10 protein-coding genes are annotated in these 13,646 nt (G+C 60.2%); 6 read left to right on the top strand and 4 right to left on the bottom strand.

Annotated features, from left to right (window positions below; translation table 11 throughout):
* Nucleotides 1–19: 19 nt before the first annotated feature.
* Both lpxC and folK read left to right on the top strand, forming a co-directional pair.
* Nucleotides 20–952, top strand: a complete 933-nt coding sequence (lpxC, locus tag GSQ91_RS07740; RefSeq protein ID WP_158821327.1) for a UDP-3-O-acyl-N-acetylglucosamine deacetylase — start codon at nucleotides 20–22, stop codon at nucleotides 950–952.
* Nucleotides 949–1,446, top strand: a complete 498-nt coding sequence (gene folK / locus GSQ91_RS07745; RefSeq protein ID WP_158820808.1) for a 2-amino-4-hydroxy-6-hydroxymethyldihydropteridine diphosphokinase — start codon at nucleotides 949–951, stop codon at nucleotides 1,444–1,446. The genes lpxC and folK overlap by 4 nt, the downstream gene beginning before the upstream one ends.
* Here folK and GSQ91_RS07750 read toward each other — a convergent pair.
* From GSQ91_RS07750 to GSQ91_RS07760, 3 genes are all read right to left on the bottom strand, one after another.
* A complete protein-coding gene (locus GSQ91_RS07750) occupies nucleotides 1,409–3,130 on the bottom strand; it encodes an NAD(P)/FAD-dependent oxidoreductase (RefSeq protein ID WP_158820810.1) in 1,722 nt (573 codons plus the stop codon). The genes folK and GSQ91_RS07750 overlap by 38 nt on opposite strands.
* A gap of 220 nt (nucleotides 3,131–3,350) precedes the next feature.
* Nucleotides 3,351–4,112: an MBL fold metallo-hydrolase gene (locus GSQ91_RS07755; protein ID WP_256370370.1), complete on the bottom strand. Its 762-nt coding sequence runs from the start codon at nucleotides 4,110–4,112 to the stop codon at nucleotides 3,351–3,353.
* A gap of 307 nt (nucleotides 4,113–4,419) precedes the next feature.
* Nucleotides 4,420–4,878 (bottom strand): DoxX family protein, encoded by a 459-nt coding sequence (locus tag GSQ91_RS07760; protein ID WP_158820814.1) that lies wholly within the window; start codon nucleotides 4,876–4,878, stop codon nucleotides 4,420–4,422.
* A 183-nt stretch (nucleotides 4,879–5,061) separates the two neighbouring features.
* Between GSQ91_RS07760 and GSQ91_RS07765 the strand changes: the two genes are divergently transcribed.
* The gene (locus GSQ91_RS07765) at nucleotides 5,062–6,495 is read left to right on the top strand and encodes a PLP-dependent aminotransferase family protein (RefSeq protein ID WP_158820816.1); all 1,434 of its coding nucleotides are present in this window, start codon (nucleotides 5,062–5,064) and stop codon (nucleotides 6,493–6,495) included.
* 207 nt (nucleotides 6,496–6,702) lie between these two features.
* Here GSQ91_RS07765 and clpB read toward each other — a convergent pair whose 3' ends face one another.
* The gene (gene clpB, locus GSQ91_RS07770; protein WP_158820818.1) at nucleotides 6,703–9,336 is read right to left on the bottom strand and encodes an ATP-dependent chaperone ClpB; all 2,634 of its coding nucleotides are present in this window, start codon (nucleotides 9,334–9,336) and stop codon (nucleotides 6,703–6,705) included.
* Nucleotides 9,337–9,425: 89 nt separating this feature from the next.
* On the opposite strand from clpB, the gene GSQ91_RS07775 reads away from it, so the two are divergent.
* From GSQ91_RS07775 to ggt, 3 genes are all read left to right on the top strand, one after another.
* Complete coding sequence (locus GSQ91_RS07775) at nucleotides 9,426–10,127, top strand: YoaK family protein (RefSeq protein ID WP_158820820.1); 702 nt, start codon at nucleotides 9,426–9,428, stop codon at nucleotides 10,125–10,127.
* 354 nt (nucleotides 10,128–10,481) lie between these two features.
* On the top strand, nucleotides 10,482–11,678 hold the full coding sequence (locus GSQ91_RS07780; protein WP_158820821.1) for an alginate lyase family protein: 1,197 nt from the start codon (nucleotides 10,482–10,484) through the stop codon (nucleotides 11,676–11,678).
* A gap of 65 nt (nucleotides 11,679–11,743) precedes the next feature.
* On the top strand, nucleotides 11,744–13,561 hold the full coding sequence (gene ggt, locus GSQ91_RS07785) for a gamma-glutamyltransferase (RefSeq protein WP_158820823.1): 1,818 nt from the start codon (nucleotides 11,744–11,746) through the stop codon (nucleotides 13,559–13,561).
* The last annotated feature ends 85 nt before the right edge of the window (nucleotides 13,562–13,646 follow it).

Below are 13,646 nucleotides of genomic sequence, written 5' to 3' on the forward strand. Positions count from 1 at the left end.
CATTCAGGGAAAAGCGCACCTGCCCAACGACGCCAAATTCGAACAGACGATCCACAGCCCGCTGGACTTCAGCGGCATCGGTTTACACTCCGGCGCGGAGGTCACCATGCGGCTCGTTCCCGCACCTGCCGGCTCCGGCATCGTCTTCCGCCGCACCGACCTCGACAACTTTGAGATTCCCGCCACCGGCCGCAACGTCGCCAAGGTCAGTTACGCGACCTCGCTGATGCGCCAGGGCGTGCTCATCTCTACCACCGAGCACCTGCTCTCCGCGTTGATCGGTCTCGGTGTCGACAACGTCATCGTTGAAGTCGACAACCTCGAAGTGCCCATTCTGGACGGTTCGGCCCGGCCCTACGTTACCGCCATGCTCGGTGCGGGGTTCAAGCGCCAGCGCCGCAAGCGCGAATACCTCCGCATCCTCAAAGAGATCGAAGTTCGCGAAGGCAGCAAGTTCATCGGCGTCTACCCCGGCGAAGGCTATTCGATCCACTACACTATCGACTTTCCCGAGCCCATCGGCCACGAGACCTTTATCGGCGACCTCGAAGCCGGCGACTACAGCAGCCTCATCGCACCCGCGCGCACGTTCGGCTTCCGCGAAGATGAGCCGATGCTGCGCGACATGGGACTGATACGCGGAGCCTCCGACGAGTGCGCCATCATCATCGGAGGCGGCGAGGTGCAGAACGGCCCGCTGCGCTTTGGCGATGAGTTCGTGCGCCACAAAGTCCTCGACCTCATCGGCGACCTCGCTCTTGCCGGCCGCCGCATCTGGGGACGCGTCGTCGCCGAACGCGCCGGCCACGCGATGCACACCGCGCTGGTGCAGCGCCTGCTGCGCGACCGCTCGGCCTGGGAGCTGGCGCATCGTTACGAGGAACCTGCAGCAGCAGCCGAACCAACGACTCGACCCATTGCGGCAGCTACACTACAGCCCTCCCACGCATGATCGCCGCCATCGCCCTCGGCTCCAACCTACCCTCACACTTCGGTGACCGCGCAGCCAACCTGCACGAAGCCCTGCGCCAACTCCAAACGCTGGGCCAGGTCACTGCCGTCTCCAGCTTTCACGACACCGACCCGGTAGGCTATGAAGATCAGCCGCGTTTCCTGAACGCCGCCGCCCTGCTCGAAACCGAGCTCCCACCCCTCGAGTTGCTGCACGCACTTCTCGGGATCGAACACTCTATGGGCCGCGACCGCTCCACCGCACCGCTCAAAGGCCCACGCATCATCGATCTCGACCTGTTGCTGTTTGGCGACGTCGTTCTGCAAACACCCGAACTCACGCTGCCCCACCCAGCAATGCACGAGCGCCGCTTCGTCCTCGCACCGCTCTCTGAAATCGCGCCGGAGATGCAACACCCCACATTGCATTGCACCGTTGCTGAGCTTGCGGAAGCCGCTACTTCTTCTCCTCGTGATACTCCTGCTCGGTATTGATCCCCCACACAGCAGCCTTGTCCACATGCCCTGCGGCGATGCCGTCCACCACGGCCATCGCCGTCAGCATCGAGTGGTCCTGGTTGTTGTACTTGTGCATGCCGTTGCGGCCCACTAGAAACAGGTTCTCGAAGCTGTCGGTAAACTCGCGCAGTTCGCTGAAGCGATCATAGGTCCCGAAGTACGCCGGATAGGTCTTCGGCACACGCACCACATGCGAGTCCGTCACTTCGCTGGTCCGCAGGATGCCGATTGTCTCCAGCTCCTTCGCCGCAAAGGTCTTCAATTCTTCATCGGGCATCGCCCATAGCGCATCGGTGTCGTAACAAAAGTATTCCAGCCCGATCCACACCTTTGTCGGGTCGGAGACCATATACGGCGACCAGTTGTTGAAGATCTGCAGCCGCCCCAGCAGCACATCGGGCTCCTGGATGTAGATCCACGTGTCCTTAATCAAACCACCATCCGGCTCACGCACATCCAGCTTGTTTGCGAGCACGCCCACCGTAATGAAGTCGCGATACTGCAGGCCGTCGCTCACCTCGCGTACATTGGCGGGCACATCGACGTGCAGCGCCTGTACCAGCTCGCGCATCGGCATCGTCGAGATAAAGTAATCACCCTCGATGCGCTTCCGTTCGCCGGCCTGGTCCACAGCTTCGATCGCAACCACACGCGCGCCTTCCACGAGAATCGCATCGACCTTCCAGTGCATGTGAATCTCGCCGCCCATGGCAACGACCTTCTCCGCAACATGCTCCCATAACTGCCCCGGCCCAAACTTCGGATACAGAAAGCGCTCGATCAGCGAAGTATCCGTACCCTTCTGCGCAATATCCTTGCTGGAGGTGCCATCTCCTTCAGCGCTCTTCGGCTTACCGGAAAAAGCCTTCTTCACAAAGTGCTTCAGCGCCGTCGTCAGGGAAAGTCCCTTGATGCGCTGCGCTCCCCATTCGGCGGAGATCTTGTCGCACGGCGTTCCCCACACCTTCTCCGTATAGCTCTTGAAGAACGTGAGGTACAGCTCTTTGCCGAAGCGATTAATCAGAAAGTCTTCGAGGCTCTTCTCTTCTTTGATAGGGCTCACGCGACTCATCACGTAGCTATAGCCAATCTTCACCATGCGCACTGGGCCGAGGTTCGCAATCGTGTTACCGGTGAGTTTGATCGGATAGTCGAAGAACTTACGCAGATAGTAGATGCGGCTCTTGCGCGGCCGTACCAGCATCACCAGGTCGTCGGACTCAGGCTGCGGTGCAACCACGGTCGCCACTACCTCTTCTTCAGTAACATCCTCTTCTTCTTCATCAGCGGCGTCGCCGTCTTCTGTCTCGTGATGCAGCGGTCCCATGCCGCGCAGAGGAGGCTCTTCGTGCAGATGCGCAGGTACCGCAACCTTGCGTTCCTTACCCTGATAGCTGATATCCACGCCGGTAGGCGAGGCGCCCGCGAGGTCCGGCGGCATCAGGTCCATCCACCACTGCATCACGCGGTCGCTCTTGGAAAAGAAGCGATGTCCGCCGATGTCCATACGGTTGCCCTTATAGCGGATAGTGCGCGAGATGCCGCCGATCTCTCCACTGGCTTCCAGGATGATCGGCTGCACGTCTGTCTTGCGCAGAAGTTCCAAGGCCGCTGTCAGCCCTGCCGGCCCTGCCCCGATGATGATTGCCCTACGCGCCATGCGCCTTTGCCGCTCCAAACACGCATTCCGCGTCGAATCAAGCTTACCGTATGGTTAGACGGGTGCGAAGACCATGCGACTGCAAGAGCCTAACGCAGAAACGCAAAGGAGCGCAGAGGGTTCCGTCGCGTCCTTTGCGTTCTTCCTCTGCGCCCTCTGCGTCAAGGCTTTTGGGTTATACCAGCACTTATGCCTCGAGGTTCTCCACCACGAACCAACATCACTCCAAGCCGCCCCTGGCCGATTGGCAGGTTCCAGGTCCTCCTGGAAAGGCGCTGAAAAACCCGGAACGCCCGTGGGCTGGAATCATCACAAGTGTTGGAAGCATTCTATGCAGCTCATTCAGTTGTTGGACCGCCTCCGCTGCCTTCCCCGGCTCGACATCTTGGAGGAAAAAAGGTTTTCGAAGCCTTTCAGTGATCTCCCGGACTTGAAGAGCAGCGTCGCCGACATAGAAAATGCGATGATCGGCATCGAGATTGATAAAAACGCCCACGCTGCCAGGCGTATGTCCCGGAAGCGGAACTAAAACGATAGAACCGTCCTCGTAGAGATCGAAGCTTTGCTGAAAGATCTCATAGGGCGTGTCAGAAAATCTCAGCTCTCTTGCACGGCCGTCCTCGAGCATCTTGGCCTGTTGAGGAATCACGGCGCCGGTCTGCAAGGCCTTACGGTCGTACAAGTAGTTCAATTCGAGCGGGCTCAGCAATACGGGGATCCTTGGCAGGTCCTCATACCCTCCCACATGATCGAGGTGAGCATGCGAGGGAATCAATAGTTGAATCTTCCGGAGCCTTTCTCCCAAAGCGCGCAATGCTTCTGGTAGAGACCCGCGCGGCTTCAGCCGTCCGGGTATCGCAATCATGACCAATCGCTGCCACATCGGGAACTGCGAAGCTTCCTCCTCGAAACGGCTGGAATTGCCTCCATCGATGAGCACGTCTCCCTTCGGATGGCGGATAAGCAGCCCGGAAGCGGTCATTGCGAAAGATCCCGAGCCGAACGCATGGCCGGTTTCGACCCAGCAGACCTCTGTCCGCGGCAGCCGGGAGAGATTTGCTGGTGTCCTCGATAGATGCCCCAGCGGAGGAAGAGGCCTCCTTCCATACAAGGCAACTGCCAGAAATGCCGGTACCCCAAAAAGGATCGCGGCGATGACGATACTGACCGTAAAGAGAATGACTCGTAGCGGATTGCGCTTGATCTTCAAATCTTGAGTCTTTCCGGAGCGATCTCAGACGTCGGTTCCATTTATGGTGCAACGGGATGGAAGAGCTATGGATCGCAACTTAAGCCTCGGAAGCGTTCTCAGAAGAGAGGGGGTCCCAGATAAAACGAGGTCTCGCGACCGCTCCCAGCAATAGGGCAGCACCTACAGCCGTGAACACTCCATATCCCAGCGTTGTCGGGATGCCGAGAGCAATGCTCATCGTAACCGCAAACAACGCGAGAAGTGCGGCGCTGGACCACGCAACAATACGTGGATAGACGCCCACTAGGAGCGCCACGGCAAGCGCAAATTCGATGATTGTTTCCAGGATGCCAATCGTCGGAATGAAGGCCTTCGGTGCAATCTTGATAAGATACGCAACGAATTGCAGGAAGTGTGTCCAATCTCCCCAGGTGACACCCTTCGTTCCATGTCCGCCGTAAACGCCGAAACGATCCGCGATCGCAACGAGAAACGCGGAACTAAGGCACAGACGCAGAACGATCCTGCCGATTTGTAAGACTCGCTTATCTGTCATAGTGATGTCGTCGAATCCTTTCCTTTTTAGGCGAACTCCAGGACGAGGAACCTGGCTTCTCTGGATGCGTATGCTTCGGCGAAGCGTTCAAAAGAATCGTAAGCGCGCGCTGGTACGATGCCTAGAGCCATATTGCGATGATTCTTTGGACCATTTGAAAAGCTTCAAGAGAGTTCAGGGTCTATGTCTAAAATCGTTAGCTCTTTCGAACTGACACTTCGGAAACGTCCCCAGCAGGTTAAGCTCACGCGTTGGCTCTATGAAGAGCTGCGTCGAGCCATACTCGACCGCCGCCTTCCACCCGGAACCCGCCTTCCTGCGACACGAGACTTTGCACAGCAATACGCCATATCTCGAGGAACGGTGGTGACAGCGTTCCAGCAACTGCAAACCGAGGGCTTTCTGGTCGGCCAGATTGGAGCAGGCACCTGGGTCAACGAGCAGTTGCCTCAGCACCTTCTGGGGCCGAAGACAACGGAAGCCCCAGCTAAGAAACTCACGGGACCGCTCCCTGAATGGGTACTCTCTTTCCCGCCGCGTCCGTTTCGTTCTTTCGTCCCCGCCATTTCGGAATTCCCCGTTGATATCTGGGCACGAGTAGCAGGACACAGGCTGCGTCGCGCCTCCGCTTCTCTTCTGACTGGATCCGACGCGCGAGGATATGGCCCATTGCGCGAGGCTATTGCGGGATATCTGGGTTCAAAGCGCGGAGTCAGGTGTTCCCCGGACCAGGTAATCATTGTGACCGGTGCTCAGCAAGGGGTGGACCTCCTTGCACGATTCCTGGTGAAGCCTGGCGACGCAGTCTGGGTAGAAGATCCTGGATACTTCGGCGCGAAGGCAGCCTTTCGCAACGCGGGCGCGAAGATTATTCCCGTGCCGCTCGATGAAGAGGGCCTCTCGATCTCAAAAGGAAAAGATCTCTGCGAGCGCCCCAGGGCCGCATACCTGACGCCGGCTCACCAGTTCCCCCTGGGCATGACCATGTCTCTGCAACGCAGACTCGCACTTCTTGATTGGGCACGCGAAGTTGGCGCGTTCTTGATTGAAGATGACTACGATAGCGAATTCCGCTTTGAGGGATTACCCGTGCCGGCGCTTCAGGGTCTGGATCAAACGGGCAACGTCATCCTCCTCGGCAGCTTCAACAAAGTAATGTTTCCCTCTTTGCGTCTGGGATACCTTGTTCTCCCGGCTTCGCTCATCGATCGATTTCTGGGATTTCGCTATATCGGCGACCTGCATCCTTCCGGCCTGGATCAGGCCATTCTCTGCGACTTTATTGTCGAAGGACACCTCGGACGACATATCCGCCGGATGTGCGATTTGTATGGAGGGAGACTGCTGGCGCTACAAGAAAACGCGAAAAAGTATCTCGAAGGAATCATTGAGATCAAGCCTATCCAGGCGGGCCTCGCGACCTCTGCATTCCTCCTCAATGGAATGAGCTCACGTCAGGCCGAGGACGCGGCGATCGCGCAGGGCATCGAAGCGATGGCGCTCGACCGATTTGTCCTCGGTAGCACGCCTGTACACGGCATGCATCTGGGCTTCGCTGCGTTCGACGAACGAGAGATTCGTCGAGGCATCATCGCTCTGGCGCGGGCAATTAGCTAGGCGTGATTCGCTAGCGTCTTCACGGGATAAAACGGGTTTTTGCTTTTGCCCTTGTATTTGCTGTTGCTTTTCTGGTTGTCATTCCGAGCGCAGCGAGCGAACCCGCTTCCTCCCGTTCTTTGTCAGCCTCACCCGGGAAAGTGGGGCAAGAACCGAAAAGGCATGGCCTCAGCCATGCCTTTCGGTTTGCAGCGAACTACCCGGCCTTTACGCCTCGCGGTTCTCCACCACGAACTCCAGCACGCCCTTCTTGTCAGCGTTGACCTTCACACGGTCGCCATGCAGCACACGCCCATCGAGGATCCGCATCGCCAGCGGGTCCTGTACCAGGCGCTGAATCGCCCGCTTCAGCGGCCTCGCTCCATAGGCGCGGTCGTAACCGGCTTTGAAGATCGCAGCACGAGCCGCATCGGTAAGCTCGAGCGTAATGCGACGGTCTGCAAGCAGCTTCTGCAGGTCCGCAAGCCGCAGGTCGACGATGTGCGTCAACTGGCTCTCGCCCAGCGGATGGAAGACCACCGTGTCGTCCACGCGGTTCAGGAACTCCGGACGGAAGTGCTTGCGCAGCTCCTCCATCGCACGCGTCTTCGCCTCTTCGAAGCCTTCCTCGCCATCGGCCCATGCGGTCGAAAGCTGCGCCGCGCCGATGTTCGAGGTCATAATCAGCACCGTGTTCTTGAAGTCCACCGTGCGGCCCTTGGAGTCCGTCAACCGTCCATCGTCGAGCACCTGCAGCAGCACATTGAACACATCCGGATGCGCCTTCTCGATCTCGTCGAACAGAACGACAGCATACGGCCTGCGCCGGATCGCCTCAGTCAACTGGCCGCCTTCATCGAAGCCGACATATCCCGGAGGCGCGCCGATCAGCCGCGCCACAGCGTGCTTCTCCATGTACTCACTCATGTCGATACGCACCATCGCCTGCTCGTCGTCGAACAGGAACTCCGCCAGCGCACGCGCTGTCTCGGTCTTGCCCACGCCCGTCGGCCCCAGGAAGATGAAGCTGCCGATCGGCCGCTTCGGATCGCTAAGTCCCGCGCGCGAGCGGCGAATCGCATTCGCGACCACCACCAACGCCTCGTCCTGCCCGACAACACGTTCGCGCAGCCGCTGCTCCATCTGCGTCAGCTTCTGCACCTCGCCTTCGAGCATCTTCGACACCGGAATGCCCGTCCACTTGGAGACGATCTTTGCAACGTCCTCCTCATCGACCTCTTCCTTCAGCAACCGCGAAGCACTGTCGCCCGACTTGGCATCGGCAACACCGGCATCCTGCGTCGCTGTCAGCGCATTCAGCTCGCGTTCCAGGTTTGGAATCTCGCCATACTGCAGCTCCGCCGCGCGCTGCAGATTGCCCTTGCGCGTAGCGTCTTCGGCTTCGAAGCGTAGCGCTTCGAGTTTTTGCTTGACCTCCGCAACCTGCCCGATCGCTCCGCGCTCCTTCTGCCACCGCGCGCGCAGACCCGAGGCCGTCTCCTGCACCTCGGCCAGCTCGCGCTCCACCTCGTGCAGACGTTCTTTGGAGTTCACATCGTCTTCGCGCTTCAACGCCGCGCGTTCGATCTCCAGCGAAGTAGCCCGCCGCTCCAGGTCGTCGATCTCCACGGGAACACTGCCGATCTGGATCGCCAGCGCCGCCGCCGCTTCATCGACGAGATCGATGGCCTTATCCGGCAGGAACCTGTCGGAGATATAACGATGCGACAACTCCGCCGCCGCCACAATGGCCGAGTCCTTGATCCGAACCTTGTGGTGAGTCTCATAGCGCTCGCGCAGCCCGCGCAGAATCGCAATCGTATCCTCGACGTTCGGCTCGCCGACGAACACAATCTGGAAGCGCCGCTCCAGCGCCGCATCCTTCTCGATGTACTTGCGATACTCGCTCAGCGTCGTCGCACCGATCGCCCGCAGCTCACCGCGAGCCAGTGCCGGCTTCAGCATGTTGCTCGCGTCGATGGCCCCCTCGGCCGCACCCGCGCCGACGAGAGTATGCAGCTCGTCGATGAACAGAATGATCTGTCCGTTCGCCTCGTCGATCTCCTTCAGCACCGCCTTCAACCGGTCTTCAAACTCGCCGCGAAACTTCGCGCCTGCGAGCATCGAACCCAGGTCGAGCGAGATCACGCGCTTGTCGCGCAGAATCTCCGGCACGTCACCCTGAAAGATGCGCCGTGCCAACCCTTCGACGATGGCTGTCTTTCCAACGCCTGGCTCGCCGATCAGCACCGGATTGTTCTTCGTGCGCCGCGCGAGCACCTGGATCACACGGCGAATCTCTTCATCGCGTCCAATCACGGGGTCCAGCTTGCCGCGCCGCGCCTGCTCCGTCAGGTCCTTGGCATACTTCGCCAGAGCCTGGAACTTGCCCTCGGGATTTTGGTCGGTCACACGCTGTGACCCGCGCACCGCCTGCAGGGCCTTCAAAATCCCCGCATGGTCCGCGCCCAACGCCGCCAGCGCGGTCTGCACCGTCTCACCTTTGCTCGCGCTTAGTGCGAGCAATAGATGTTCTGTAGAAACGTAGTCGTCCTTGAAGTTCTCCGCTTCCTTGAACGCGCCGTCCAGCACCTTCTGCAGTGCATTGCCCAGCCCCGGCTGCGACGCCCCCTGAACCTTCGGCAGCTTGGCAATGGCGGCATTCACCTGCGCCAGCAACTGTTGCACCGGCACGCCTACCTTCTCCAGCACCGGCAGTACAACGCCTTCTTTGTCTTCCAGCAGGGCTGCCATCAGGTGCAACGGCAACACCTCAGGGTTGCCGTTCTCCGCGGCGTAACCCTGCGCACCCTGGATCGCTTCCTGCGACTTCACCGTAAATTTGTCCCACTTGATAGCCATCTGTCATCTCCTCAACTCAACCACTCGTAGCTCAACAAAAGCCTCTGTAATACCCACACCATCCTTGGGCCGTATCCTACTCTCGACGCATGTCTGAGCCGAACGCCCATTCCTCGCAGCCTGAAACCGAATCTGCCTCCGAAATCCGCGCCGCCGGTTCGCTGCCTGCGGCGATGCTTCTGGCCGGTGCCGGCGGAGGCCTCGATGCCTTCGTCTACCTCAATCACGGCCATGTCTTTGCCGCTGCCATGACCGGCAACGGCATCTTCCTCGGCATCGCCGTTCTGCATCACGAATGGATGCAAGCCGTTCGTCATCTGATCGTGCTCATCTCCTTCGTCTTCGGCGTCTTCGCTTCCAGAGTCCTTGCCGATACCTTCAAACGTCACGCCATCACTGTCGGCCTGTTCTGCGAGATCGCCGTACTCTTCGCCGCCTCCTGGCTGCCAGGTTCGTTTCCCGATAGTGTCTTCGTGCCCGTGATCGCGGTGGTTGCCGCGTACCAGGTGGCGAGCTTCCGCACTGCCGATATCTACTCCTACAACTCGACCTTCCTGACCGGCAATCTGCGTATGGCCATCGAGGGACTCTATGACTCCTTCAACCCCGCCCATCGTGAAGCCGGCCTCCGCCAGTTTCGTCAACTCTCGCTGATCGTCGTCAGCTTCCTCACCGGGGCCAGCGTCGGAGCCATCCTCTCTCCCCGCTTCCTTAACCACACCCTCTGGTTCCTCGACCTGCCTCTGCTCGCCGTAGTGCTGCTGGTTGTGCGTCGCAGTCGAACGAGCTAAGCAGGAACTTGTATCTTGCTCATTCTGCTGACAAATCTAAGGATGCGAACCGGGGCTCACCTCTCTTTAGACGCAACTATAGCCCTAAGGTTGCATAAAATGTGATGGCAATACACTCATGTTTGGAGCAGCACAGGTAGAGCCCTTCAACCTGCTCGGAACTCTCGATTTCGCCATATATTCGCTGCCTCGCACAGCGCGGTTCGTAGCTGGCCGTACCTTTCGAAGATGTCGTACATGTTCATGGGCAGTAGCACACACAAGCGCTTGAATATGCTCTAATTTGGCAGCACGCTATCCTTGCCTGGCTTGAACTGGAACGTTGAACTGCGGTTCTAAAGGGTGAGGAGCATGATGATTGTCGACCCTATGATCATGAATCTCAGTCGCAGACGCTTCTGCACCCTCTCCGCAGCGGCAGCCCTCACCACCCAGAGAGCCTTAGCCTCTCCGAAGCTCCAAAGCCCCTTCACCATGGTGGCCTCCGTCGATCACGACCGCGTTCTGCGCCTCGCCGATCACTGGCTGCCTGAGGAGCCGCAGACGATCACGTCGTTCTCTTCGCCCCGGAGCCCCGGCGGCCCGCACGACTTCTTCTCCGAGGCCGACTACTTCTGGCCCAACCCCGCCAATCCCTCCGGCCCCTACAAAGAGATCGACGGCAAGAGCAATCCGGACAACTTTCAAGACCATCGCCGCGCCATGATCCGTCTGAGCCTGGCGATGCCCGCGCTCACAGCCGGTTACGTACTTACCAAGCGCAAGGACTACGCCCGTGCCGCCGCCGCGCATCTGCTGGCGTGGTTCGTTACTCCGGCTACACGCATGACGCCCAATCTTGAGTACTCGCAGGGGGTGCGAAACGGCGGCGTAACAGGCCGCAGCTACGGCATCATCGACACGCTGCATCTCGTCGAGGTCGTCCGCGCCGCCACCTTCGTGCGCGCGTTCCTCTCAGCCGCCGAATGGGTCGCCCTGCAAGGCTGGTTCCGCGACTACCTCACCTGGATGAAGACCAGCGAGAAGGGCATCAAGGAGCGCGACGCAACCAACAATCACGGCATATGCTGGGGCCTGCAGGTGGCCGAGTTCGCTCGGCTCGCGGACGACGACGCGACGCGCGCGGAAGTCCGCGAGCGCTTCATCCACGTCCAGCTCCCCATGCAGATGGCCCCCAACGGCGGCTTCCCCCGCGAACTCGCCCGCACCAAACCCTACGGCTATTCCATCTTCAACTTCGACGTGGCCGCTGCCCTGTGCTGGTCGCTCGGTCAGCAGGAGTTGGTCCGCTTCTCCCTGCCCGACGGCCGCGGCATGTGCCGCGCCGCCGAGTTCCTCGAGCCCTACCTCGCCGACAAGAGCAAGTGGCCCTACCCGCACGATGTGCAGCACTGGGATAGCTGGCCCGTCCGCTCACCAGGGCTGCTCTTCTGCGGCGTGGCCTGCCACAACGACGACTACCTCGCCCTCTGGCGCAGACTCGACCCCGACCCCACCGACCCCGAGATCATCCGCAACTTCCCGATTCGCCAGCCGGTGCTATGGGTGTAGGGTCTTTGCGTCATTTCGCCTCGATGGATACCCGCGATATCCTTAGTCCCATCTACGGAGACGAAATGGCCCGCTTCACACGAACCTCTTCCGTCGCTCTCAGTCTCGCGCTGCTGGCATCGCCCTTCGCTGCTGCACAAACCGCTCCTGTCCGCGCCCAGCACGCCATGGTGACCAGCATCCACCACGACGCTACGGACGCCGGCGTGGAGATCCTGCGCGAAGGCGGCAATGCTGTCGATGCAGCCGTTGCCGTCGGCTTTGCCCTGGCGGTGGTGTACCCGGCAGCCGGCAACATTGGCGGCGGAGGCTTCATGCTCATCCGCCCCGGTACCAAAACCTTCGCCCACGGCCAGCCGCACTTCCTCGACTACCGCGAGAAAGCCCCCTCCGCTGCCAGTACCGACATGTACCTCGACGCCCAGGGAAATGTGATCCCAAAGATGTCTACGGTAGGCTCCAAGGCCAGCGGCGTTCCCGGCACGGTTGCGGGGCTGACCTACGCCGAAAAGCAGTACGGCAGGCTGGGCCTCGCGAAGGTCATGCAGCCGGCCATCAGGCTCGCGCGCGACGGCTACGTCCTCACCGACGAAGAGGCACGCATTTTGCATAGCAGTCTCCTCGGCCAGTTTCCCGCCTCCTACCGCATCTTCCAACGCAACGGCAGGTTCTATGAAGCCGGCGAACGCTTTCAGCAGCCCGAGCTCGCACGAACTCTGCAACGAATCGCCACAGATCCTGATGATTTCTACAGAGGTAAGCTCGCCGCCGAGATCGCCGCCTTCGAACAGGCCAACAAAGGCCTCATCACCGCGCAGGACCTCGCCGCCTATGAGGTCAAGGAGCGCACCCCGCTGGTCGGCCACTATCACGGCTATGAGGTGCTGACCTCACCGCCGCCCAGCTCCGGCGGCATCGTTCTGCTCGAGACGCTGAACATCCTCAGCGGCTACGATCTCCCGAAACTCGGCCCCGACCGCAGCCCTGCACAGATCCACATCATCACCGAGGCCTTCCGCCGCGCCTACATGGATCGCGGCGACTACCTCGGCGACCCCGACTTCAACACCATACCGCTCGCGCAGATGGCCGACCCCCAATACGCCGCGGCCTGGCGCAAGACGATCGACCCCACCAAACCCTCGCCCTCCGCAACGCTGGTTCGCCCAACAGGCTTCATGCCCGAGCCGCCGAAACAAGAGGCGCCCACCCACGAATCGCCGCAGACGACGCACTTTTCTGTCGTCGACGCCGACGGCAACGCAGTGTCCAGCACCTACACGTTGAACTTCGGCTTCGGGTCGGGCGTCACCGTCGATGGCCTCGGATTCTTGCTCAACGACGAGATGGACGACTTCGCCTCCAAGATGGGCGTACCCAATGGCTTCGGGCTGATCCAGGGTCCCGCGAACGCGATTGCTCCGGGCAAACGTCCGCTCAGCTCGATGACTCCGACCATCGTCAGCGAGGCACCGAGCTACACGTATCACAAGCTCCTGGGCCGCACCACATCGTCTGTGGTCCACCCTGGCAAGCTGCGTCTCGTGCTCGGCTCACCCGGTGGTTCGACCATTATCACCACGGTCGCCAACGACCTCATCAGTGTGCTCGACAACGGCCTCGACATCCAGGCCGCGGCCGACGCACCGCGCTTCCACCATCAATATCTGCCGGACGTTCTGCAGTTCGAGAAGAAGTTCCCTCTGGACACCATCGACGCTCTGAAAGCTTCGGGCTACATCACCAAACGCGAGGCTGAGTTTGACGAGAAGAGCGCCGGCCAGTGGGGCGACAGCGAACTGATCGCCGTCGATCCCAAAACCGGCGAGTTGATGGGCGGACACGACAATCGGCACCACTTCGGCAAAGCCGCAGGGTATTAGAGCGGCCGCTGCCGAACCTGACAGCAGCTTTAGCCTTGCCGCTCTTGCTGTTGTCTTTCTTCTTTTGCTGTTGTTTTTCTTTCTG

The sequence above is a fragment of the Granulicella sp. S156 genome (assembly GCF_009766105.1).
Taxonomy (GTDB): domain Bacteria; phylum Acidobacteriota; class Terriglobia; order Terriglobales; family Acidobacteriaceae; genus Granulicella.